Origin of the sequence: Protofrankia symbiont of Coriaria myrtifolia, assembly GCF_900634755.1 — a bacterium.
Lineage (GTDB): Bacteria > Actinomycetota > Actinomycetes > Frankiales > Frankiaceae > Protofrankia > Protofrankia coriariae.
Window position 1 is genome coordinate 1 of record NZ_CAAAFS010000185.1, and the last position, 22,495, is coordinate 22,495.

The following is a 22,495-nucleotide window of genomic DNA, read 5'->3' on the forward strand; positions in this document are numbered from 1 at the left end:
CCCCCTCGGCCACCGCACCGGCACCGGCGCTCTACTCGCCGACGAGCCTGTGGAACACCCTGGTCCCACCGGACACGGGAGCCGACGCGAACTCGGCCACGATGCTGCGCACGGTCGTCGAGGCCGCGCGGGCGCAGGGCTTCGTGATCGCGGTCAGGGAGTGGTCGAGGCCGCTGCACTACGCCGACGCAACCACCCCGCGCCACACCGTCACGCTGACCGCCCCGTGGGCGCCGGCATCGACGATCTCCGGCGTCCCGATCCCCGCGCACACCGTGCCCGACCCGGCCGGCGACGGCCACATGGTGATCATTGACCGTTCGACCGGGTGCGAGTACGACTTCTGGCAGGCGGTACGCAACGCCGACGGCGGATGGTCGGCCTCCTGGGCGAACGCGACCTCCACGGCCGGGCCGGGCTGGTACCCCCGCGGCCTGTCGGCGACCGGTTCGGGCGCGGCCGGCGCCGCGGGGGTGATCCGCCCCGAGGAACTGCGGGACGGCGAGATCAGGCACGCCCTGTTCTTCGCCTACCCGCAGACGAGGGCGGGTGCTCCCGTCCTGCCGGCCACCGAAGCCGACGGTACGAGCACGAACGTCGGCGCGATCCCCGAGGGCGCGCGCCTCCAGCTCGACCCCGGCGTGGACCTGTCCACCCTCGGTCTCAACCAGTACGAAATGATCATTGCTCGCGCGCTCCAGCGGTACGGGATGATCCTCGGCGACACCGGCGGCGGCGTCGGTCTCGTCGCGCAGAACCCGCTGTCGACCACGGTGCCCTACCCCTGGGGGGACCAGACATATGTCGGCCTGCCGCAGAGCCTGCTCACCCACATGCGGGTACTCACTCTCGGTGAACCGAACGACAACGCCACCTCCATCGAGCCGACCCCCTGCGCCACCCTGCGCTAGGCATGTTCGACACGTGATTATTCGGTGACGTGGCTGGCCTGGGCGGGGTCGTCAGGGGATGCGCGGTCAGGTGGCCTCCAGGAAGCGTGCGCCTGGTCCGGGCGCACGGTGGACGGCGTGCGGCGGCAGCTGGATGTGCCCCGCGGCGCATGTGAGAACGACCCTGACCGGCTCGTCGCAGGCGTCCTCGTCGTTGGCGGGTCGGTGCCGGACGACGACCGACGGCCCCCGCGGGTCGGCGAGGTACTTGTCGCCCCATTCCAGCAGCGCGACCAGTGTGGGTCGCAGATCCAGCCCCTGCTCGGTGAGCTGGTATTCGAAGCGCTGCCGGTCGCCGGGCTCCTGGTAGGGGACGCGTCGCAGCACGCCTGCCGCCACCAGGGTGTCGAGTCGGGTGGCCAGCAGGTTGCTGGCGATCCCGGCCGGGTCTGGGTGTTCCCCACCGAGATTCCGGAGGGCCACTGGGGCGGGCACGGGCAGATCAGGCCGCTCGCGACGATCCTCGCCCGGCTCACCGGCGACGCCGGGCGGGCCCGCGCGCTCGCGGCCGCGCGCATCGCCGCCAGCCGCGCCGAACACGCCCGCCTGCCGTAACGGGCCGACCACCCAGCCGCCGGCTCCGCGAACCCACGTTGGGACATGATCGATGATCATTTGTCGGACAAGGTCCGGGTCGCAGGCGAGCCACAGACCAGACCGCCACAAATATCACTTTCTGTAACTGAATATCGACCGTAGGGGCCGGATTCGGTTACTTCACGCACGCACGCGGGCAGGGAAGCGAGCATGAACCGAGCGAGCCTCGTCCGTGACAGCATCGGTTGGGACGTGACGAACTGGTCGAGGTGCCTGTCCTTCTGGGAGGAGCACAGCAGGGTGGCCGCGGCCACCCCCAGCGTCCTGGAAATCGGTTTCGGTGGGACGCACGGTGGTCTCTCGCTGTGGCTGGCGACGAAGGGATTCCAGGTCGTGTGTTCCGGCCTTCAGGAACCGTCACCGGCCGCCCGGCGGCTGCACGCCGCGTACGGCATCGGCGACGCGGTCACCTACGAGCGGATCGACGTGCTGAACATGCCGTACGTGGCCGCCTTCGACATCGTCGCCTTCAAGTCCCTGCTCCCGGGAATGACCACCGGCGGCGACAGGTGGCCCGTCCCGCAACGGAAGGCGATCGCGAACATGTACCGGGCGCTGAAACCGGGCGGCGAGCTGTGGTTCGCGGAGAACGCGGCCGGGACGCGGATCCACGGTTTCTTCCGCACGCACTTCGGCTGGGGCCGGAAGGGATGCGGTTATCTGTCGGCCACGGAGGCCGTCGGGCTGTTGTCCGCGTTCGGGACGGTCGACTACACGACGCTGGGGATACTTGGCGGATTCGGCCGCTCCGAACGGCAGCGGCGGGCGCTCGGCGCCGTCGACCGAGCCCTGTGCGAACGGGTCACACCACAGAGCTGGCGGTACATCATCACCGGTGTCGCCCGCAGGAACGACCACGGGAACGGCGCGGAACACGCCGGGGACGAGCGTTCCGAGAAAGAGCCTCCCGAGGAGATCGGCGCGCCGGACACGGCATGTCACCCGGCGTCCTGACATGGCGGCCGAGAACACTGGAACGGCGGGTGCCGCACCGCCGGCCGGTCAGCGCGACACCACAGACCAGAACACCACAGGCCGAGAAACAACCGGCCAGGAGGCGGCGGACCGGGAGACGACAGGCGCGGAAACGGTGGACGTCGTCATCTCGACATATGACGAGGAACGCCACGTCGGCCGCTGCCTGGACGCGGTGCTGGCCCAGGACTACCCGGCGGAACTGGTGCGGATCTGGCTGGTCGACGGCGGCTCGCGGGACCGCACCGTCGCGATCGCCGACGAGCGGGCAGCCGCCGACCAGCGCCTGACAGTGATCGCTGACGGGCAGCGCCGCGCCCTGCCCACGGCGTTGAACCTCGCCATCAGGCTCTCCACCAACGACCTGGTCGCGAAGGTGGACGCGCACGGCTACCCGGAGCGTGACTTCCTGCGCCGGGCCGTCGCCGTGCTGCGGGACGGCCCGTCCGACGTCGCCTGTGTGGGCGGGCGGCCGCGGCAGCACGGTGACACCCGCTTCGGGGCGGCGGCCGCGCTCGCCCGCACGTCCCACTTCGGTGTCGGGGACAGCGGGTACGCGGGCCGGACGGAACACGCGTTCGTCGACACCGTCCAGTGCGGGGTCTACCGGCGCGCGGCGCTCGAACGCGTCGGCCTTTTCGACCCTGACATGGTCTACGGCGAGGACGAGGAGCTGAACTGGCGGCTGCGGCGGGCCGGTTACCGAATAGTGCTCGACACCTCGATCGGGTTCCACTACCTGGCCCGTCCCTCCTGGCGGGCCGTGTTCCGCCAGTACTACCGATATGGCCGTGCCCGGGTACGGGTGTGCCGGGCACACCACGGCATGCTCCGGCCCCGGCATCTGGCGCCGGCGTCCTTTCTGCTCGCGCTGGTGGGGCTGGCGGGGGCGTCGGCCTGCGCGTCCAGAACACATCGGGCGGCCTGCGCCACCGGGACACGGGCGGCCCTTGCCGTTGCTGTGCTCGCATATTCTGCCGCCGCGTCGCTGTCGGCGGCCATGGCGGTCGGACGCGCGCGCCGAGACGGGCCCGTTCCCGACACGACCGTCGTCGGGGGCCGCCCGGACGGATTTCCGGTGATGACCGCCAGGGTCATGGCCTGTTTCGGGGCGCTGCACGCGGGTTACGCTCTTGGTACCCTGCGAGGAGTTCTCGACCGGCCGCGGCGACCCGGCTGAGACAAAAACGGCTGGACAAAAAACGGCTGAGACGAAATCCGCCGCGTCCCGCCCCGGCAGATCCTGACAGGATTCAGAAAACCAGAAAACCGGGGCGGACGCGGCAGATTTCCGCGGCGTCCCACCCTGGTTTTCCGGCAGGCGGAGAGCGGGTTACCCGTCGCCGCGGAACGTGTTCGCCGTTGCCGCCCGGGACGGCACCAGCCGCGCCGAGAAGCGCCGGCCGACGCGCCCGAGCACCCGCGCGTCATGCCAGCGTGGGACAAGGCTGCCCCAACTGGCCCCCAACGCCCGCGCGAAGATGATGGTGACCGCGATCCCGCCGGCCGAATACGCCAGCACCGAGGCGACCGACGCTCCGACACCGCCGTGCCCGGGGATGAGCACGATGTCGAGCGCCACCGTGGCAACGAACGCGATGCCCACCGCGGCAGTCTCCAGCAGCGGTTTCCCCCGCGCGGTCAGCGCGTTGCCCAGCAGCTTGAGCGCGACGACCCCGAACGCGCCGGCCGTCAGAACACGCAGTTGGACGACCGAGTCCTGGAACTCGACACCGAAGACGGTCACGCAGAGAAAAGGCGCGGCAAGAACCAGACCGGCGCCGATCAGGAGCGTGGTCAGGACCGCGACCCGGAACACGGCCGCGGCCTCCTGGCCGGCATCACCCCCACTGGAACGCACCAGGTCCGGCCGCTGCACGGCGGCCAGCGCCGTCGGCAGGTAGAACAGCGCCTCGGCCCAGGCGACCGCCACGCTGTAGACACCCAGCTGGTGGGCGCCGGCGATGGCGCCCACCAGCCACTGGTCGAGTTTGTAGTTGGCGAGCAGCATCGTCTGCCCGGCGTGCGCCTTCATCCCGAAGCCGAGCGACCGTCGCGCCAGGCGCAGGTCGGGACGGCCGAACCCGGCCGCGCGGCGTCCCACATACCAGGCCATCAGCGCGGTGCCCAGCACTTGGCCGCCGATGCAGGCGGCGACCGCGACACCGACGCTGAGCGCGCCGAGCGCGGCGAGCAGGCCGTTGACGCTGACGTTCACCAGCGGGGCGAGCAGGTACGCCGCGTTCGCGAACCCGAAGGCGTAGTCGGCCTGCGCCAGGAACAGCAGATAGACCTGCAGGATCAGCATCGGGACCGAGGCGAGTACCAGCCAGCGTAACCCGGCCGACGAATGCCCGCCGACCTGGGGGAAGAGCGCGATCAGACCGCCGACCGCACCGGCGGCGACCGTCCCCAGCAGGAGGGCGAGCAGGACCGAGTTGGTCGCCAGCGCCGGTCGCAGCCCGGGCTCGGCCGAGGCGAAGTTGACGTTCGCCTGTTCCACGCCCAGCAGGGAGAGCTGGGAGACGACGTAGGCGATCACCGTGAGGAAGGCGACGTCGCCCCGGCCCGTGGCACCCAGCGACCGCGCGACGACCAGGACGTTGGCGAGCGAGAGGACAGCAACCGCAAGCTGTGTGCCCCAGGTCGCGAGCGCCGACGAGACGAAGTTGGGATGCCGGGGGCCGCCGTCACCATCCCCCCGCCAAGGCGCGGCCATCCTGAGAAGGATATATTCACCGTCCGCTGTTCGCCGATCGCGATCCGCTTACGGCCGTGCGTTCTCCTGCGCGCTCCCGCTGGCCCGCCAGCCCGGCGGACGGCAGGCCAGCGGCTCGCGGTCCTGCGATTGCCGTCCCTGCCGCCGTCTCCACTGCCGTCGGCGTGCCGCGACTGGCCCGCTGCCGGGAGCCGGGTCAGGATGACCGAACATGCACGGCCGCCTGGGCGTCTACTCCGACGACGTCTTCCAGCTCGAGCGGACCGCCGCCGGTCCGCGGATCTCCGCCGACCAGGCGTTCCTCCTCTTCACCTGCGCGGTCGGGCAGCACTTCGACCGACTGCTCCTCTTCGGCCGCACGCTCCGCGCGGACCGGCCCGCGGACCACGTCCTGCCGCCCGGCACCGAACTCGTCGCGCTGCCGTACTACGCCAGCCTGCGCCGGCTGGGCGCGCTGGCGCGCGCGGCGGCCGGCACCGTCACCGGGATGTGGCGGGGGCTGGCGCGGGTGGACGTCGTATGGGTGCTCGGGCCGAACCCGTTCGCGATGGTCCTGATCGCGCTTGCTCTCCTGCGGCGCAGACGGGTCGTCCTCGGGGTCCGTCAGGACACCCCCGCGTACTTCCGCAGCCGCCTGCCCGGCCGCCGGTGGGCGCCGGCGCTCCTGCCGGTCCGGGCGCTCGACAGCGGCTACCGTCTGCTGGCGCGGTGGCTGCCGACAACGGTCGTCGGAACGGAACTCGCCCGCGGGTACGGCTCCCGGCGTCGCTGTTCGCGCCGGCGGGACGGGCCACCCGGCCACGAGCGGCGCCGGCCAGCGGTCCTGCCGATGACGGTCAGCCTGGTCCCCGCCCGGGACGTCGCCGCGGCCGTGCCACGGCGTGACTGGACGGGGCCGATCGAACTGCTCGCCGTCGGCCGTATCGACCGGGAGAAGAACCCCCTGCTGCTCGTCGACGCGCTCGCCCACCTGGAACGGCAGCGGCCGGGGCGCCATGTGCTGCGGCTGCTCGGCCGCGGGCCGTTGGAGGACGCGGTCCGGCGGCACGCCCGCCGGCTCGGCGTCGACGGACGCGTCGTGTTCGAGGGGTACGTCCCCTTCGGCCCGGCCCTGCTGCGGTTCTACCGGCAGGCACACATCCTCGTGCACGTCTCGCTCACCGAGGGGGTGCCGCAGGTGCTGATCGAGGGCTTTGCCTGCGGGACGCCCGTCGTGGCGACCGACGTCGGCGGCGTGCGCGCCGCGCTCGACGGGGGGTGCGCCGGCCTGCTCGTGCCGCCCTCGGACGTCGGCCGGCTGGTGACCGCGATCAACCGTCTCGTCGACGACGCCGACCTGCGGGATCGTCTGGTCGCCCACGGCCTGGTCACCGCCCGGGCGGTGACCCTGGAAACCGAGGCGAGCCGGGTCGCCCGCTTCATCGCCGGGGAGGCCGGGGAGAAGGCGTGACCCGGACGACCCCCGCCACCCACATACGGCGTAGGGGAGTTGGTGCCGATGGGGGAGCCGGTGGTGGCGGGGGCGGACATACGGTGGCGATGCGGTTTCCAGGCCCGCTGGCGGCCGGTGGAGCGCCTGGCCCCGGGAGGCGTCCAGTCCGGCTTCCGGACGCCGGATCCGGTGGGAATCCCGGGCCCGGCCCGGCCGGCGGTACGCCACCGGTCGACGGGGAAAGCAGGGGGAGGACGTGGTCCGTCGTACGACCGCCGTGGCCGGGACGACCGGGCACATCCGGCGGGCTCTCACCACAATATCGGTGACGGAAACGTCGGTGGCGAAACACCCGGCGGCAGAACCCGCGGCAACGGAACACCCGGTGGCGCAGCGCCCGGATCCGGCCGCGGGACGCCCGTTCAACGAAGGACCCGTCCTCAGTGGAAGGCCCACCACCGCGGGCACGACAGGGCGGACCCGTGGGGAGGCGTTTCTCGCCGGGACGAAGCTGGCCGCCGAGATGCTGCTGGCGGCCGTTCTGTTGCTGCTGGCCCTGCCGGCACTGCTCCTGATCGCGCTTGCCATCAAGATCGAATCAAGAGGGCCGGTGTGTTACCGGGCGCTGCGGGTGGGCAATCGGGGCAGGCCACTGGCCGTCCTGAAGTTCCGGAAGATGCGGATGGGAATGTCGGGGCCGCCGGTGACGGCGGCCGGCGACGAACGGTTCACCCGTATCGGCGCCTTTCTCGCACGCCGGCGCATCGACGAGATCCCCCAGCTGTGGCACGTCCTGCGCGGGCAGATGAGCCTGGTCGGCCCGCGACCGGAGGATCCCCGGTTCGTGGCCCTGCACCCGCGGGCCTACCAGGAGATCCTGACGGTCCGTCCCGGCCTGTCGGGATGGACCCAGCTCGTCTTCCGGGACGAGGGCGACCTGATCGGTGCCGGGCAGGACGGGGATCCGGTGCGCCGTTACGTCGACGACCTGCTGCCGGAGAAGGTGCGGCTCGACCGCCTGTACGCCGCTGACCGGCGGCTCACCACCGACTGCAAACTGCTGCTGTGGACCCCCCTCGTGCTGTTCTGCCGTTTCGACATCGAATATGACGGGAAAACCGAACGGGACAGGAGAACCGAGCTTCACAGAAAGCCCGAACACGACGGAAAAACTGTCGGACGTGACGGGCGAAGAGAGCTCTTCCGGCTGGTCCGGAATTCTTCCACGCAAGCCGGACGGGCCGTCTGCCGAAGCAGGCGGATTCCGCACCGGGGGGCCGAGGACGGGGATGTCGATGAACGGGATGAGCGGTCTGTCGCACATCAGGGCGGTTGTTCTTGCCGGCGGTCTCGGCACCAGGCTGCGCCCGTACACGACAATCATCCCCAAACCACTCGTGCCGGTCGGTGAACGCCCGATCCTGCAGCACATCATCGACCGGCTGCGGGCCGTCGGGGTGACCCGGGTAGATCTCTGTGTGAACTATCTCGGAGGGCTCATCGCGGCCTATTTCTCCCAGGCCCGGCTCGAACCGGGCCTGGAGCTGCACTGGCACTGGGAGGAAAAGCCGCTGGGCACGGCCGGGGCACTGCGGGCCGTCCCCGGCCTCGACCAGACGTTCATCGCCATGAACGGCGACGTGCTGACCGGCCTCGACTACCGCGAGCTGGTCGACTTCCACGTCGAGACCGGCGCCGCCCTGACCATCGCCACCCACAAGAACCCGGTCGACATCGACCTCGGCGTGCTCGAGACCACGGACGGCTATGTCAGCGCCTACCGGGAGAAACCGACGCTGCACTACGACGTGAGCATGGGCGTCTACATCTACGAGCCGCGGGCGCTGAAACACCTCCCGGACGGTGAGTGCCAGTTCCCGGAGCTGGTCCAGCGTCTGCTCGCGGCCGGTGAGAAGGTCGCGGCATATTCCAGCGACGCCCCCTGGTACGACATCGGCACACCGCAGGAATACGAGCGGGCGGTCCAGGACGTCGCCCTGCTCACGGAACAGTGACAGTGATGCACTGGGCCGTGCCGCTGTCGGATCTCGTCGTCGAGGACGACGATCTACGGGCGGTGACCGACACCTACCGGTCCGGATGGCTCAGCATGGGCCCGCGGACCCGGCAGTTCGAGGACCTCTTCGCACGCTTCGTCGGTACCCGGCACGCGGTCGCGGTCACGAACGGGACCGCGGCGCTGCACCTGATGTGCCTCGCGGTCGGGCTGACCACCGGCGACGAGGTGATCGTCCCGTCGCTGACGTTCGTGGCGACCGCCAACGCCGTGCGCTACACGGGCGCGACACCGGTCTTCGCCGACATCGCCGGGCTTGCGCGGCCGTGGCTGTCCGCGGCCAGCTGCGAACAGGTGATCACCAGTCGGACGAAGGCCGTCCTGTACGTCGCCTACGGCGGGCACGCCGGGGAGATCGGGGCGCTGCGCGACCTGTGCGCCCGCCGCGGCCTGATCCTTCTCGAGGACGCGGCGCACGCCGCCGGCTCGTGGTGGCACGGCCGCCACCTGGGCACCTTCGGCACCGCCGGCGCCTTCAGCATGTTCGCGAACAAGAACCTGGCGGTCGGCGAGGGCGGTGTCGTGGTGACCGCGGACCCGGACATCGCCGACCGGGTGCGGCTACTGCGCTCCCACGGCATGACCACACTCACCTGGGACCGTCACCAGGGCCACGCGCACACGTACGACGTCGTCGCGCTCGGTTACAACTACCGCATCGACGAGCCGCGGGCCACACTGGCCGCCTGCCGGCTGCGGCGGCTGGCCGCGGAGAACCAGCGGCGAGCCCGGCTGGACGCCCGCTACCGGGAGGCGCTGGGCGACCTCGACGTCATGATCCCGGGCCACCCCGTGGACGCGGTCCCGGGGCAACCCGTGGATGACGGATGCGCCCGCTCGCATCATCTGTTCGCCGTCGTCCTGCCCGCGGACGTCGACCGGGACGCGTTCCGCGGCCACCTGTCCGAGCGGGGAGTCCAGACCAGCGTCCACTATCCGCCGGTCCACCGCAGCACCGTCCACGCCGCCCCGCCGGGGTCACCCCGGCGGGAACTCCCGCTGACGGACCGGTACGCGGCGCGGACGGTCACCCTGCCCATGTTCGCCCACATGCGCGACGACCAGCAGGAACAGGTGGTGAGCGCGACGGGGAAGGCCCTGGCGCTCGCCAGAACGAGCTCCCGGCGCCGGGACACCGGCGACGAGACGGCTGCGAGGTGACGGCATGAAGCCATCGACGGGGCCACCGATGGAGCCGCCGACGGAGAGGCCCACGACACCGTCCCCGATGCCGCACTCGACACCGCCCCCGGCGCCATCCCCGACATCATGGCGGGACGGCCCCGCGCGGGAGCGGTACGACGAGCGTCCCGCCGGCGACCTGCGGGCTCTTCGGGCACACCGGCTGCTGGTGACCCTGGTCACGCTCGCCGCGCTCGGCGGCGGTCTGCTGGCGCTCGCCCTGCGGCCGACCACCTACCACGCCAGGGCGGACGTTCTCGTGACACCGCTGGCGCAGGACGACGACAGCCTGCTCGGGCTGCCGCTCGTCCGCGACCTGGGGGACCCGATCAGGACGATCCAGACCGCCGCCGCCGCCGCGGACAACCGTGACATCGCACAGGTCGCGGCCACCCGGCTCGGCGCGCCCTGGACGGCGGAACGCGTCCAGCGGACCGTCGACGTGATGCCGAAGGGACAGACCAACATTCTCGAGGTCGTGGCCAGCGCTTCCGTGGCGAGGACCGCGGCGGATGTCGCGAACACATACGCGCACTCCCTGATCGACACCCGGCAGGCCACGCTGCGACGGCTGGCCGACTCCTCGGCCCGCGCGGCCCAGGCCAGGCTCGACGCGCTGCGCAGCCAGCCCGGCGACGCCGCCGGCCAGCAGAGCGCCACCGCCGCCGGCCTTGAGCAGCGGCTGGTCGAACTGGGCCAGGTCCGCGACAGCGGTGATCCCACCATGTCGTTGCTGCAGGACGCCGCGGTCCCGCGCTCGGCCGCGGGCGCCCCGGCCTGGCTGGTGCTGACGATCAGTACGCTGGCCGGCCTCGTCCTCGGGGCGGCAGCGGCGATCACGGCCGAACGGCTCGCCCGCGCACGGCACGGCCGGCAGGGCTCCACCTGGGACGACGGGTCCGCCCGCACGGTATCGGCAGGCACGACATCCGCGGGCGTGATGCCGGCGGGTATGGGATCGGCAGGCACGGTACCGGCAGCGGACACGGCGGCCGACGGCGCGTCCCCGTCACCGTCACCCGGACCGCAGGCGTCCACCGTGGACACACAGGCCGGGGTGGCCCCCACGGTGCGGGCGCTGGACGGCCAGCCGACCGGGCCCGCCCGGTAATGGCGCGAACAGCGCTCGTCACGGGGGCGGGCGGGTTCATCGGCGGGCATCTGGCCGCCGCGCTCGTATGCGGTGGCAGCCGCGTCCGTGCCTTTCTCCGGTACAACTCCCGGGGCGAGAGGGGCAGCCTGGAATGGCACGACCAGCACGTCGTACGTGACATGGAGGTCGTCTTCGGTGATCTGCGCGACGTCGAGTCGGTGCAGCGGGCGGTCAGCGGCGCGGACGTCGTCTTCCACCTCGGGGCGCAGATCGCCATCCCGTACTCCTACGTCAACGCCCGGGACTTCTTCGAAACGAACGTGCTCGGGACGCTGAACGTCGCCGAGGCCGCGCTGCGCGCGGGGGTGGGCCGGGTCGTGCACACCTCGACGAGCGAGGTGTACGGCACCGCCCGCACCGCCCCCATGACCGAGGAGCATCCGCTGACGGCGCAGTCCCCCTACGCCGCCAGCAAGACAGGCGGCGACCAGCTGATGGGCGCGTTCCACCGCTCGCACCAGCTGCCGGTGACCGTGCTCAGGCCGTTCAACACCTACGGCCCGCACCAGTCGGCCCGCGCGGTCACGACCACCGTCATCACGCAGGCGCTGGCCGGTGGGACGCTGCGCCTCGGGGAGCTCGACACCCGCCGGGACCTCACCTTCGTCTCGGACACCGTCGCCGGTTTCCTCGCCGCGGCGCAGTCCGACGCCGCCGTCGGCCGGACCGTCCACCTGGGGACCGGGCACGACGTCTCGGTGGCGGAACTCGTCACCGCGGTCGGCGACCTGCTGGGCCGGAAACTGACCGTCAACGTCGACGAGACCCGGCTGCGGCCGCCGCACAGCGAGGTCGCACGGCTGGTGTCGAATCCGGCGCTGGCCCGCGAGCTGCTCGGCTGGGCCCCCCAGGTCGACCTCGACGCCGGGCTCACGGCGACGATCGGATGGATCAAGTCGAACATGAGCCGGTTCCGCGTCGGTGAATACTCGAGATGACCGCCGCGGGTGACTGAGGCGGCCCCGACCGCCCCGCCAGCGGGTCGATATCGGCGACTCCCGTATCGAGTAAGGTCTGCTGGGAACAGGGCGTGTCGGCGGCGGGACACCAGCGCATCCAGTTACGGGTGTGTCCGGTCATGCCGGACGGTGCTACGGCGGTGACGCCGCCGAACCGGTGAGCCGACCGCTCCCCACGCCCGTGGGGGTCGGCATGCGGACCCGGCGGGCAGGGCAGCAGACACGGACAGGGCAGACAGGGCAAGGACGACGTGATGTGTGAAAGAAGGCCCGGCGGCCGGTCATCGCTGACCGGCGCCCACGGTAGCCAGAGCGGGGGGCGGTCATGAGCAAGGTCCCCCAGACGGACGCCGAGTACCGGGCATCCACGCTCTACGCCAAACGCCATTCGGTGGCGCACCTGCTCGCCCACGCGGTGCTGGAGAAGTTCCCGGACGCCAAACTGGGCGTCGGCCCGCCGACCCGGGACGGCTTCTACTACGACTTCGCGCTCCCGCGCCCCCTCACCCCGGAGGATCTCGCCGGGCTGCAGGAGCGGGTACGCGCCCTCATCCGTGACGGCGTGCGCTTCGAGCGGCACGAGCTGACCACGGACGAGGCCGTCACCAGGTTCGCCGATCAGCCGTTGAAGCTGGAACTCATCCGCGACATCGTCGCCGGCGGCGTCGACGACAACGGCGAGCCGATCGAGGGGCCGGTCGAGCTGTCGGTCTACGAAAGCGGTGACTTCGAGGACCTCTGCCGCGGGCCGCACATCGAGGACAGCAGCGCGATCCATCCCGACGCGGTGGCGCTGCTGCGGGTCAGCGGCGCCTACTGGCGAGGCGACGAGAAACGCCAGCAGCTCCAGCGGATCTACGGGACCGTGATGGACTCCCCCAAGGAGCTGCGTCACTACCTGTGGCAGCTGGAGGAGGCGAAGAAGCGGGACCACCGGGTCATCGGTGAGGCGCTGGACCTGTTCGCCTTCAGCCCGGCGGTCGGCAAGGGGCTGCCGCTGTGGCTGCCGAACGGCACCATCGTCCGCGACGAGCTGGAAACCTGGGCGCGGGAGGTCGAACGCGCCCACGGCTACCAGCGCATCGTCACCCCGCACATCACCAAGAGCGACCTGTACTACATCTCCGGGCATCTTCCGTACTATGCGGACGACCTCTACTCGCCCATCGACATCGATGGCGAGGAGTACTACCTCAAGCCGATGAACTGCCCGCACCACCACATGGTGTACAAGGCACGCCCGCGCAGCTACCGGGAACTGCCGCTGCGGCTCGCCGAATACGGGACGGTCTACCGCTACGAGCGGTCCGGGCAGCTGTTCGGGATGATGCGGGTGCGCGGTTTCTCCCAGAACGACGCGCACATCTACTGCACGCGGGAACAGGCCATCGACGAGTTCCTCGCCGTCATGCGGCTGCACGCCCTCTACTACGACAAGCTCGGCATCGAGGACTACCACATGGTCCTCGCGCTGCGGGATCCGAAGAACACCGAGAAATACCACGGCGACGAGCTGATGTGGCAGGAGGCCGAACGCATCACCCGCGACGCCATGGAACAGTCCGGCATTCCCTACATCGAGGACATCGGCGGCGCGGCGCACTACGGGCCGAAAGTCGACTTCGTCCTCACCTCGGTCACCGGCCGGGAGTTCGCCGCGTCGACGAACCAGGTCGACCTCTACATGCCCGAACAGTTCGGCCTGACCTTCACCAACCGGCACGGTGAGGCGGAGCAGGCGGTTGTCCTGCACCGGGCGCCGCTCGGCTCGCACGAGCGTTTCGTCGCGTTCCTCATCGAGCACTTCGCCGGGGCGTTCCCGGTGTGGCTCGCCCCGGTGCAGGTGCGGGTCGTCCCGATCAGCGACCGGCAGGCCGACGGCGCCGCCGCCGTCTGGCGCCGCCTGGTCGACGCGGGAATCCGCGCGGAACTCGACGACAGCGACAACACGATGCAGGCGAAGATCCGCAGGGCCGAGCAGCAGAAGGTGCCCTACGTCGCGGTCATCGGTGACCGTGAGCTGGAGAACGACTCGGTGTCCGTCCGCGCCCGCGGGCGGCGCAACCTGGGCTCACGGCCCGTCCCAGAACTGATCGAGAAGCTGGGCCGGCTCATCGCCGACCGTGCCATGACCCTCGACCTGGATCCGGCCGGCTGATCCCGTCCCGGACACCGGGCTTGTCTGCGGGTCTCCGGTCTTCCTTTCCCGCCGGGTGTCTTTCTTCCACCGCACAGGCTGCTGGTGAGAGAAAGACACCCGGCGGTGACGCGTGCTCCACGGGTGGACGCGGACTGTCGGTTGCCGCCCGCAGCAGCGCCGGCCCCAGCGCGAGCAGGAACCACAGGCGCTTGTCTATGGCGTTGGACAGGAAGACACCCGAAACGGCCATGCTGAACGTGGCCAGCAGAACCGCGCTCGCCACCGTCGCGTTCCGCCGGTCACCGAGCGCGTCGAAACGCCGGGTGGCGAGGAACATCGACCGCAGGCAGAGGATGAGAAAAGCCAGGAACAGCACTACCCCGACGATCCCGTTCTCCGCGAGCAGCTGGAGATAGGCGTTGTGCACCTCGTGCGCGCGGCTGATGATGATGTCGAGCCAGGGCACGGGACCGACCCGGCGCACGTAGTCGCTCTCCACCGCCGTGTAGTTGTTCAGCCCGACCCCCAGGACCGGATGGTCCCGCACGACGCTCCAGGCGACCTTCCACAGGTCCACCCGGCCGTCCCCGCGGTCGTTCGTCGTGATGCGCTCCCAGGCCGCGGGTGACGTCGCCAGCCAGGCGGTGGCCGCGGCCGTGACAAGCAGGATCAGCCCGGCCACCCGCCGACGGTGGCGCCGCAGCAGGACGAGCGCGGCAAAGGCGCTGGCACCGGCGGCGACGAACGCCCCACGGGAGAGGGTCGCGGCGAGCCCGACGGCGGCGAGGCCGCTGGCCGCGAGCAGGAGCCGGCGCAGCGCCCTGCTCTCGCTCGCCGCGATGAGACCGACCGCCAGGATCAGCCCCGCCACCAGCCACGAGGCGAGAAAGTTGGGATCACCCGCCCCGCCCTGCAACCGGGGGGCTCCAGCCAGGCCCGCGGGGTTGCTCGGCCACGGGCCGGCGCCGGCCAGGCCGACGGCGACCGAGAGCACCGCACCGGCGAGAAACGCGCCGGCGGCCATGCGAACGGCCCGCATGTCGGCCATTGCCGTGCTCACCACGACGAAGATCATTACCAGCGCCCACCAGTGCCACAGGTCGGTGGCGGCGGCCCCGATGTCGACGGCCCACAGCAACGACAGCGACAGCCACGTCAGCAACAGCATGCCCACGGTGACGAGCCCCGGCCGCTGCCGAAGCGCGGAGAAGTCGACGCCGGCGCGCCCCGTCGTCCACCAGGCCCCCCACCAAGCCCCGCGTCCCACTGGCCGTTCTGGCTCCGCCGGCTGTCCCGCCGGGCTCCCCGCCGTCCACTGGGTCGGTGTTGGTCCGCGCGGCGCCGTGAGCCAGCGCAGGATGATGACCAGACCGGCCGCTTTCGCGGCGAGGTTGAAGGCCGGGACGGCCTCGAGGAACAGCGTCGGCGTCCACAGGGCGATGGCGAGCCGCAGGTTCACGGTGGTCAGGGCGACGTACAGCACGAACACCAGCAGCGCCAGGCCCATCCACACCCGTTCGGCCAGGGCGGCACCGACGAGCGCGGCACCGACGGCGGCGGCGACGGCGACCACCGTCTCCGGCCGGCCGGGTGCCGCCCTACCGGGATCCGGTAGGGCGGGCCCCGCCGCGCCGAGCCGGCTGGCACCCGGCGGCCGCGGGCGGGCGGCCCGCGCGGCGGCTGTCCGCATCACCACCGCTGGGCGGTCGCGCTGCCGGAGATCGTCCGGCCAGCTCGTCGAGGCACGTGCACCCTCCCGGTCCGCACGGCGCTGGTCCGTCGCCGGCCTGCCTGACGGTTCGTCACCGCCATGTCTCCGCCTGCCGTGGTCGACCGTATGCCGGCCCGGCCGCGTGCGGGTCCCGCGGACGCGGTAGTTCGTCTACGCCGGATGCGGGTGGTGGGCGCCGATGCCGCGAGAGGGGCTCGTCCACGTTCGCGAGCGGTTCGGCGGGCACGCTCCCGCATGGATGGCGACCTACGGCCTACGACTTTCGTCGTAGGCGTTTCGTCGTAGGCGGGTGATAGCGGGAAGCCGGTGGTGCCGTACCGCATCCCAGGATCCCAGGTCGGTAAGGCCCCGGGCTGAAAGGTCGTGAGTCGGGAAACGGCATGTCTCCGTCCCGGGATGGATGTCGAAAACCCAGACCTGAGCCTGAAGACGCCGCCGCCGACCACCCGTAGCGTGGAACACGTCCCAGTAGGAGCCGTGGGCCACGGGTGCGCACTGCGGACGTTTCCAGCTTCAGCCGTACGGCCGGGTATCCCTGACGCGGCATCATCCGGGCGCACAAACACGCCCGCGGGTCAGGGCCGCGCGGGCGTTTCGTCGACGTCACCGACGGCTGAACTCCGAGGGACTGGTGTCGCCGAAGGGGGCGGAGATGGCAGACATGATCAGGGCGGAGTTACGGATGCGGGTGCGTCCGGGCTGCGAGGACGCGTTCGAGCGGGCCTGGCGTGAAGCGGCCAAGGAAATTGCGCAGGTTCCAGGAAACCTCGGCCAGGCGCTCATCCGCGATCTCACCGATCCGCGTACGTACGTCATCACCAGCGACTGGGTGGACCGGCAGCGCCTGGAGGCGTTCGGCGGCAGCGATCACCGCGAACGGCTCACCACCGCGCTGCGTGACCTGCGGGAGGACGCGCAGCGGCGCGTCTACGAGGTACGGGACGCGATAACCGGCCCGTGTCTGACGTCGACGGAGGACGCATGACCATCAGAGTGATGTTGTACACGGAGGCTCCCAAGGGCGGCGAGAAGGAGTTCGAGGAGGCATACCGCCAGGTCGCGGTGCAGATGCGCGGCGTCGACGGGCATATCGCCGACGAGCTCCTGCGCGAGCCGGGGAGCAACCGCTACCTGTTGTTAGCGGAATGGGAGGACGAGCGCCGCTTCACGGCCTGGGTCAGCGACCCCGCTCACACCGCGCGTACCGGGCCGCTCGTGCCGTATCTGGAGCGGACGTTCCAGCGCGCGGTGTACGAGGTCGCGGTGCGCCCGGCGGACCAGCGAGGGTGACCGGTGCTCGCAGCGACAATCGCGGTGGCGGTGGTGATCGGCGCGGGGCTGCTCGCCGGCGCGCTGTTCGCGGTGGAGAAAGCCGTCGTACCGTATTTCGCCTCGCTGCCGGCGGGCCGGTACGTCCCCACCCTGACATTTCTCGACAGCAGATTCGACCCGTTCATGCCCTGGCTGGCCAGGGTCAAGGCACTGCTCACGGTCGCCGCGATCGTGGCCGCGTCCTCGACCGCCTCCCAGGTGCTCTTCGGCGCCGGACTCCTCTGCACGATAGGTGTCGGAATTGTGTCGGAAAGTGTCAACGTCGTGTTGAACCGCCGGATCCGCGCCTGGGATCCCGGCCATCCGCCGCCGAACTGGGAGGCGGTGCGGCGGCGCTGGGCATGGGGCAACCGGCTGCGCTTCGCCCTGGCAGTGGTCGGGCTCGCCCTGGACAGCGCGGCCGCGACAGTGCTGTGAGTGGACGGACACGACCGGCGGTGTCATGAGATGGAGAAGGAAAAGCAATGATCATTGCGGTGACGGGTGCGTCCGGGCACCTTGGCAGCGATCTCGTGCCACTGCTGCGCGCGGCCGAGCACGACGTCGTACGCCTGGTCCGTCGGGAGCCGGCCGCTCCCGACGAGGCACGCTGGGACCCCACGACCGGCTCGGTCGACCCCGCGACCCTGGAACGGGCCGAGGCGGTGGTGCACCTCGCCGCCGAGAACATCCTCGGCCGCTGGGAAGATCCGCAGGTACGCCACCGCATCCGGTCGTCCCGGGTGGAGGTGACACGGCGTCTCGCCGAACAGCTGGCTACCGGCCGGTACGCCCCGCGCACCCTGGTGAACGCGGCGGCGATCGGGTACTACGGCCTCGGGCGCACCGACGAGACACTGACGGAGGACAGTCCACCGGGGCAGGGCTTCCTCGCGGAACTCGGGGGTGACCGGGAAGCCGCCGCGATGGTCGCCGCCGACGGCGGCCTGCGCGTGGTCAACCTGCGCGTCGGCGTGGTTCAGGCCCCGGACCAGGGCATGCTCCACTTCCTCCTGCCGCGGTTTCGGCGCGGTCTGGGCGGGCGCATCGGCCGCGGCCGCCGATACCTGGCGTGGGTGACGAGGCTGGATGCGGCCCGGGCGTGCCAGCACGTCCTGGAACACCCGGAGGTGTCCGGGCCGGTCAACGCCGTCTCACCGAACCCGGTGACCAACGCCGAGTACGCGCGCACCCTCGGCCGTATCCTGGGCCGGCCGGCCGTGCTGGCCGTGCCGCCGTTCGTCCTGCGCAAGGCGCTCGGCTCCTTCGCGGAGGAAACCCTGCTGCGCAGCACCCGCGCGCTGCCGGCACGCCTGTCGGACACCGGGTTCACCTTCAGCTTCCCCGAGCTCGAGGCGGCGTTGCGCCATGTCCTCGCCCCATCCGCGGCCAGCGGCGCCGACCCGGCGTCGGCACGGACGGCGACCGCATCCGGGAGTCGCTCATGACCGGCCTGGCCGATCCCACCGCCGACCCCACCACCGGTCCCGCGGGCTCGGCAGCAGCGGCCGCGGGCCATCCCCGCCGCTGGTCGATCCTCGCGGTTCTCGTCCTGTCGGTCCTGCTCACGGTCCTCGACGGGACGATCATCAACGTGGCGTTGCGGGTCCTCGCCGATCCGGAGCAGGGGCTGGGCGCCACCCAGAGCCAGCTCGAGTGGGCGATCAACTCCTTCACGCTCGTCTTCGCCGCGCTGCTGTTCACCTGGGGCATCCTCGGTGACCGGATCGGGCACCGGCGCACACTGGTGACAGGGATTCTGATCTTTGGAGCGTCCTCCGTCGGCGCCGCGTACGCGGACACGCCAGCCCAGCTCATCCTGTGGCGGGTGGTGATGGGAATCGGCGCGGCCGCTCTGCCGCCGGCCACACTGTCGATCATCATGCATGTCTTCCCGCCGTCCCAGCGCCCCCAGGCGATCGGCATCTGGGCTGGTTCGAGCGGCCTTGCCGCGGTACTCGGACCCATCGTCGGCGGTATCCTGCTCGGCCACTTCTGGTGGGGATCGATCTTCCTGATCAACATACCCGTCGTGCTCGTGGCGCTCGCGGGCACCGTGGCGCTGGTTCCCGAGTCGCGTGACCCCGCGCCCGGGCGACTCGACCCGCTCGGGGTGGCGCTGTCGATCGCCGGCATCATGCTGCTGGTCTTCGGCATCGTCGAGGGCGGGCGGCTCGCGGACTGGACGCAGGCCCGGGTGCTCGGCCCGCTGCTGGGTGGCCTCGCGCTCCTGGCGGCGTTCGTCCGCTACGAACTGGTCATCGGCCATCCGGCGCTGGACGTCCGGCTCTTCCGTGACCGTCGGATGTCCGCGGCGGCCGTCGCCGTCGGACTGGCCTTCTTCGCGATCTTCGGGCTGACCTTTTTCATGGTCTTCTATCTCCAGAGCATCCGCGGGTACAGCCCGCTGGAGAGCGGGCTGGCGCTGCTCCCGCTGGCCGTCGGCCTCGGGATGTTCTCGGCACGCTCCCCGAAGCTGGCCGAGCGGCGCGGCTACCGGCTGGTGGTCTCGGCGGGTCTGCTGCTCGCCTCGCTGTGTTTCTTCGGCTATGCGTTCCTCGACACGGACTCACCTGCCTGGGTGATATTTCTGATCTTCTTCCTGCAGGGCATCGGTATGGCCCACGTGATGCCCCCGGCCACCGAGGCGGTGATGGGCCTGCTGCCGGCGAGCAGGGCGGGAGTGGCCTCGTCGATCACCAACGTGACCCGTAACCTCGGCGGAGCCCTGGGCATCGCCGTGCTCGGCTCGCTGCTCGCCGTCCGGTACCGGGACGAGTTGGAGCCGCACCTGGCCGCTGTGCCCCCACCCGCACGGACGGATGCGACCGAGTCGGTGGAGGCCGCCCGTGCCATCGCGGCGTCGCTCGGACCATCCGGGAGAACGTTGTGGGCCGACGCGTCCGACGCCTTCGTCTCGGCGATGCACAGCACGGCGATCGGGTGCGCACTCGCGGGGCTCCTCGGGGTGATCGTGGTCGCGGTGGGGATGCCTGGCGCGCGGGAGTCGGCGACCATGCACCACCGGATCCCCCAGCCGGCCGCACCGGGCCCGCAACCGGCCGCTTCCCGTCCGGTGGGACCGCGGCCATCGAAGTCGTAGCTGTCGAAACCATGATCCAGTGACGTCACAGCATCAGGAGAACCGGTGACATATCGAGGTGGAACGGGGACCTCCGAGCAGGATTCCGCCGTTCGGGCGGCGCAGTTGGACGACCAGTCCCAGGAGTTCCGGCGGGCCCACTTCCTGCGGGAATCGACGCGTTCCCTGTCGTCCGCGGCAGCACACCTTGCCGGCGGCGAGGCTGTCGAAGCGCTGTACCAGGCGCGTCAGGCACGCTTCTTCGTGGAGGCGATGCTGGCGCAGGCGGTCGCGGAGGCACGGGCGGCCGGGCACAGTTGGGATCACCTCGGAGAGGTCCTCGGCCTGAGCGGGACAGCGGTTCGTGACGCGTACGCAGGTGGCGCGGCGCGGGGCTTCGTCGCGGAAGCAGGTGGCGTCGAGGTGCTGACCCGCATCGTCGACCGCTTCTACGGCAAGGTCGCGGCGGACGACGTACTCGGGCCGATGTACGGGGAGGACATCGCCGGTGCCGCCGAGCGGCTACGCGCCTTCCTGATCCAGTACTGGGGAGGTCAGCGTAGCTACTCACCGCTACGGGGGCATCCACGGTTGCAGATGCGCCACGCTCCCTTCCCGATCAATGCCCGGGCTCGGGAGGTGTGGCTGCGCCTGATGGCGGAGGCGCTGACCGAGGAGGGCCTGCCCGCGCCGCTGGAGCGCATGCTCTGGGAATACCTTGTGGACGGGGCGCATGCCCTGACCAACACCGGGTGACGAGCTGGGTGGACCGGTGGACCGGTGGACCGGTGGTCAGGCGGGCTCGGGTGATCGGCTGATGCGGCCGCGATGGGCATAGATCGCAAGCTGGGTCCGGTCCCGCAGGTCCAGTCGCCGCAGGACCGCCGTCAGATGGCTTTTCACGGTTGCCTCGGTGACGAACAGACGGGCAGCGATCTCCGCGTTTGACAGCCCGTCGGCGACCAGTTCCAGCACCTCGCGCTGCCGCTGGGTGAGGTGGATGTCCAAACCCTTCATCGCGGTGCCGACCGTGGGAACGGGTGCGGAGGGTACGGATGGCGCGGTGTCGCCGCCCCCGGTCGGCCCGGTGGAGGACGTCCGCCCTGCCCAGCAGGCCGCGAGCTGGTTGGCGACGGCAGGCGCGAGAGTGATGTGACCGGCCGCGGTCGCGCGGATGGCGTCGAGAAGATCGGCGGGCGGAATATTCTTGATCAGATAGCCGCGGACGCCGAGGCGTAGCGCCTCGGCCGCCAGGTCGTCGGAGCCTCGGCGGGCGGTGATGATGATGTGGGGGCGGCGATCCGGCAGGGCCGTGGACAGCTTGCGGATGAGCGGGAGGACGTCGGCTCCGTCCAGGTCGCGGTCGACCATGCAGATGTCGGGCCGGAACTCCTGCGCCGCCAGCAGGAGATCCGCGCTGTCCGCCACGTCCCGCACGACGGTGATGTCCGGTTCCCGGTTGAGAATCACCCGCATCCCCGTCCGTACCACGTCGCAGCTTTCGGCGAGAAGCACCCGTATCGTCCGGGTGGGCCGGGCTGCGACATGTCCGGACGCTCCGGGCTTGGACACCTGCGCCTCCTCCGGGGAATCCACAGACGACACGCACACGGCCCGGCCGGCGGTATCGACGGGTGGGCGACCATGGAAGGGCCCACCTGCAAGGTCTTCATGGACGGTGTACGGCATCATAACCCCTTCGACCGTCGTGGAAACGATCTCGGTTACCCGGGGCCGCTTGCCCGGTGGGTCCGCGAGCATCCGGGTAGTTGAACAACCTGTATATCAACCCGGCGCCACGCACACACCATCGTCAGATAGACGATACCGCTCCGCCGGAGGCGGAAGATTTTCGCCTTTCTCCCGGATGGCTTCCCGCCCCTGAGAATACCCACTGCCCGGCAATAACTGTCCGTGCACGGCGACGGGTCGGGGTCCGGTGACGGCGAGCCGGCGCCGATGCCGCCGAGGCATCGGATCCGGCCCGCGTCGATGTGATCCGGGATGCGCTCCGGAAGACCAAAGACAGAATGATCATATATCTTTGACGTTACCGGAGGCCTGGGTCGCTGGATCATCGACCGGCAACACCGGAGATCGTCGTCGAAGTGGCCCACCCGGTGTTCCTTATTGCCGTTTGCCTTCCAGGAGGTGCGCCACCCGTGCCGCGATGAGACGTAACGTGG

20 protein-coding genes are annotated in these 22,495 nt (G+C 70.8%); 16 read left to right on the forward strand and 4 right to left on the reverse strand.

The features are described 5' to 3' along the window. A partial coding sequence (locus CM1CMNOD_RS21700) for a hypothetical protein (RefSeq protein ID WP_165490463.1) occupies positions 1–911 on the forward strand: 911 nt, incomplete at its 5' end. A gap of 66 nt (positions 912–977) precedes the next feature. Here the strand turns inward: CM1CMNOD_RS21700 and CM1CMNOD_RS10550 are convergent. Continuing rightward, complete coding sequence (locus CM1CMNOD_RS10550; RefSeq protein ID WP_013873636.1) at positions 978–1,517, reverse strand: winged helix-turn-helix transcriptional regulator; 540 nt, start codon at positions 1,515–1,517, stop codon at positions 978–980. Positions 1,518–1,697: 180 nt separating this feature from the next. On the opposite strand from CM1CMNOD_RS10550, the gene CM1CMNOD_RS10555 reads away from it, so the two are divergent. Both CM1CMNOD_RS10555 and CM1CMNOD_RS10560 read left to right on the forward strand, forming a co-directional pair. Further along, positions 1,698–2,501, forward strand: coding sequence for a class I SAM-dependent methyltransferase (locus tag CM1CMNOD_RS10555; RefSeq protein ID WP_013873637.1), 804 nt, complete (start codon positions 1,698–1,700; stop codon positions 2,499–2,501). 1 nt (position 2,502) lies between these two features. After that, positions 2,503–3,702 (forward strand): glycosyltransferase family 2 protein, encoded by a 1,200-nt coding sequence (locus tag CM1CMNOD_RS10560; RefSeq protein ID WP_013873638.1) that lies wholly within the window; start codon positions 2,503–2,505, stop codon positions 3,700–3,702. Positions 3,703–3,855: 153 nt separating this feature from the next. On the opposite strand, the gene CM1CMNOD_RS10565 is transcribed toward CM1CMNOD_RS10560, so the two are convergent. Further along, positions 3,856–5,241, reverse strand: coding sequence for an oligosaccharide flippase family protein (locus tag CM1CMNOD_RS10565; RefSeq protein ID WP_013873639.1), 1,386 nt, complete (start codon positions 5,239–5,241; stop codon positions 3,856–3,858). A 211-nt stretch (positions 5,242–5,452) separates the two neighbouring features. Here CM1CMNOD_RS10565 and CM1CMNOD_RS10570 point away from each other — a divergent pair, with 211 nt between their 5' ends. The 7 genes from CM1CMNOD_RS10570 (at position 5,453) to thrS (ending at position 14,202) form a co-directional block, all read left to right on the forward strand. Further along, complete coding sequence (locus CM1CMNOD_RS10570) at positions 5,453–6,691, forward strand: glycosyltransferase family 4 protein (RefSeq protein WP_013873640.1); 1,239 nt, start codon at positions 5,453–5,455, stop codon at positions 6,689–6,691. A 238-nt stretch (positions 6,692–6,929) separates the two neighbouring features. Beyond that, entirely contained in the window at positions 6,930–8,084 is a 1,155-nt protein-coding gene (locus CM1CMNOD_RS22430) for a sugar transferase (RefSeq protein WP_013873641.1), read from the forward strand. Next, positions 7,978–8,688 (forward strand): sugar phosphate nucleotidyltransferase, encoded by a 711-nt coding sequence (locus CM1CMNOD_RS10580; RefSeq protein ID WP_202797618.1) that lies wholly within the window; start codon positions 7,978–7,980, stop codon positions 8,686–8,688. The genes CM1CMNOD_RS22430 and CM1CMNOD_RS10580 overlap by 107 nt, the downstream gene beginning before the upstream one ends. A gap of 5 nt (positions 8,689–8,693) precedes the next feature. Further along, positions 8,694–9,911, forward strand: coding sequence for a DegT/DnrJ/EryC1/StrS family aminotransferase (locus tag CM1CMNOD_RS10585; RefSeq protein ID WP_013873643.1), 1,218 nt, complete (start codon positions 8,694–8,696; stop codon positions 9,909–9,911). A gap of 4 nt (positions 9,912–9,915) precedes the next feature. Then, positions 9,916–11,043 carry a lipopolysaccharide biosynthesis protein gene (locus CM1CMNOD_RS21705; protein WP_013873644.1) on the forward strand — a complete coding sequence of 376 codons (1,128 nt, stop codon included), beginning with the start codon at positions 9,916–9,918 and terminating at the stop codon, positions 11,041–11,043. Then, positions 11,043–12,023: an SDR family NAD(P)-dependent oxidoreductase gene (locus tag CM1CMNOD_RS10595; protein ID WP_013873645.1), complete on the forward strand. Its 981-nt coding sequence runs from the start codon at positions 11,043–11,045 to the stop codon at positions 12,021–12,023. Before CM1CMNOD_RS21705 ends, CM1CMNOD_RS10595 begins: the two co-directional genes overlap by 1 nt. A gap of 346 nt (positions 12,024–12,369) precedes the next feature. Next, positions 12,370–14,202, forward strand: a complete 1,833-nt coding sequence (thrS, locus tag CM1CMNOD_RS10600) for a threonine--tRNA ligase (protein WP_013873646.1) — start codon at positions 12,370–12,372, stop codon at positions 14,200–14,202. Here thrS and CM1CMNOD_RS10605 read toward each other — a convergent pair. Beyond that, on the reverse strand, positions 14,156–15,874 hold the full coding sequence (locus CM1CMNOD_RS10605) for an O-antigen ligase family protein (RefSeq protein WP_013873647.1): 1,719 nt from the start codon (positions 15,872–15,874) through the stop codon (positions 14,156–14,158). The two genes, thrS and CM1CMNOD_RS10605, sit on opposite strands and share 47 nt — an antisense overlap. Before the next feature lie 703 nt (positions 15,875–16,577). On the opposite strand from CM1CMNOD_RS10605, the gene CM1CMNOD_RS10610 reads away from it, so the two are divergent. The 6 genes from CM1CMNOD_RS10610 to CM1CMNOD_RS23615 are packed head-to-tail and all read left to right on the forward strand — an operon-like array spanning position 16,578 to position 21,065. Then, the gene (locus CM1CMNOD_RS10610; protein ID WP_043603509.1) at positions 16,578–16,901 is read left to right on the forward strand and encodes an antibiotic biosynthesis monooxygenase family protein; all 324 of its coding nucleotides are present in this window, start codon (positions 16,578–16,580) and stop codon (positions 16,899–16,901) included. Continuing rightward, positions 16,898–17,206: an antibiotic biosynthesis monooxygenase family protein gene (locus CM1CMNOD_RS10615; RefSeq protein WP_013873649.1), complete on the forward strand. Its 309-nt coding sequence runs from the start codon at positions 16,898–16,900 to the stop codon at positions 17,204–17,206. The genes CM1CMNOD_RS10610 and CM1CMNOD_RS10615 overlap by 4 nt, the downstream gene beginning before the upstream one ends. 3 nt (positions 17,207–17,209) lie before the next feature. Then, positions 17,210–17,665, forward strand: coding sequence for an anthrone oxygenase family protein (locus CM1CMNOD_RS10620; RefSeq protein ID WP_013873650.1), 456 nt, complete (start codon positions 17,210–17,212; stop codon positions 17,663–17,665). A gap of 59 nt (positions 17,666–17,724) precedes the next feature. Continuing rightward, the gene (locus CM1CMNOD_RS10625; protein ID WP_241247565.1) at positions 17,725–18,675 is read left to right on the forward strand and encodes a TIGR01777 family oxidoreductase; all 951 of its coding nucleotides are present in this window, start codon (positions 17,725–17,727) and stop codon (positions 18,673–18,675) included. After that, entirely contained in the window at positions 18,672–20,330 is a 1,659-nt protein-coding gene (locus tag CM1CMNOD_RS10630; protein ID WP_013873652.1) for an MFS transporter, read from the forward strand. Before CM1CMNOD_RS10625 ends, CM1CMNOD_RS10630 begins: the two co-directional genes overlap by 4 nt. 45 nt (positions 20,331–20,375) lie before the next feature. Further along, complete coding sequence (locus CM1CMNOD_RS23615) at positions 20,376–21,065, forward strand: globin (protein WP_013873653.1); 690 nt, start codon at positions 20,376–20,378, stop codon at positions 21,063–21,065. A gap of 36 nt (positions 21,066–21,101) precedes the next feature. Here CM1CMNOD_RS23615 and CM1CMNOD_RS10640 read toward each other — a convergent pair whose 3' ends face one another. Continuing rightward, complete coding sequence (locus CM1CMNOD_RS10640) at positions 21,102–21,881, reverse strand: LuxR C-terminal-related transcriptional regulator (RefSeq protein WP_013873654.1); 780 nt, start codon at positions 21,879–21,881, stop codon at positions 21,102–21,104. Positions 21,882–22,495: the final 614 nt, after the last annotated feature.

What these genes read in the sequence shown, in the direction of transcription:
- CM1CMNOD_RS10555 (WP_013873637.1), top strand. Translation starts at nt 1,698, where the DNA reads ATGAACCGAGCGAGCCTCGTCCGTGACAGCATCGGTTGGGACGTGACG.
- CM1CMNOD_RS10580 (WP_202797618.1), top strand. Translation starts at nt 7,978, where the DNA reads ATGAGCGGTCTGTCGCACATCAGGGCGGTTGTTCTTGCCGGCGGTCTC.
- CM1CMNOD_RS10630 (WP_013873652.1), top strand. Translation starts at nt 18,672, where the DNA reads ATGACCGGCCTGGCCGATCCCACCGCCGACCCCACCACCGGTCCCGCG.
- CM1CMNOD_RS10605 (WP_013873647.1), bottom strand. Translation starts at nt 15,874, where the DNA reads ATGCGGACAGCCGCCGCGCGGGCCGCCCGCCCGCGGCCGCCGGGTGCC.
- CM1CMNOD_RS10565 (WP_013873639.1), bottom strand. Translation starts at nt 5,241, where the DNA reads ATGGCCGCGCCTTGGCGGGGGGATGGTGACGGCGGCCCCCGGCATCCC.
- CM1CMNOD_RS10585 (WP_013873643.1), top strand. Translation starts at nt 8,694, where the DNA reads ATGCACTGGGCCGTGCCGCTGTCGGATCTCGTCGTCGAGGACGACGAT.
- CM1CMNOD_RS10595 (WP_013873645.1), top strand. Translation starts at nt 11,043, where the DNA reads ATGGCGCGAACAGCGCTCGTCACGGGGGCGGGCGGGTTCATCGGCGGG.
- CM1CMNOD_RS10610 (WP_043603509.1), top strand. Translation starts at nt 16,578, where the DNA reads ATGATCAGGGCGGAGTTACGGATGCGGGTGCGTCCGGGCTGCGAGGAC.
- CM1CMNOD_RS21705 (WP_013873644.1), top strand. Translation starts at nt 9,916, where the DNA reads ATGAAGCCATCGACGGGGCCACCGATGGAGCCGCCGACGGAGAGGCCC.
- CM1CMNOD_RS10615 (WP_013873649.1), top strand. Translation starts at nt 16,898, where the DNA reads ATGACCATCAGAGTGATGTTGTACACGGAGGCTCCCAAGGGCGGCGAG.
- CM1CMNOD_RS10570 (WP_013873640.1), top strand. Translation starts at nt 5,453, where the DNA reads ATGCACGGCCGCCTGGGCGTCTACTCCGACGACGTCTTCCAGCTCGAG.
- CM1CMNOD_RS10560 (WP_013873638.1), top strand. Translation starts at nt 2,503, where the DNA reads ATGGCGGCCGAGAACACTGGAACGGCGGGTGCCGCACCGCCGGCCGGT.
- thrS (WP_013873646.1), top strand. Translation starts at nt 12,370, where the DNA reads ATGAGCAAGGTCCCCCAGACGGACGCCGAGTACCGGGCATCCACGCTC.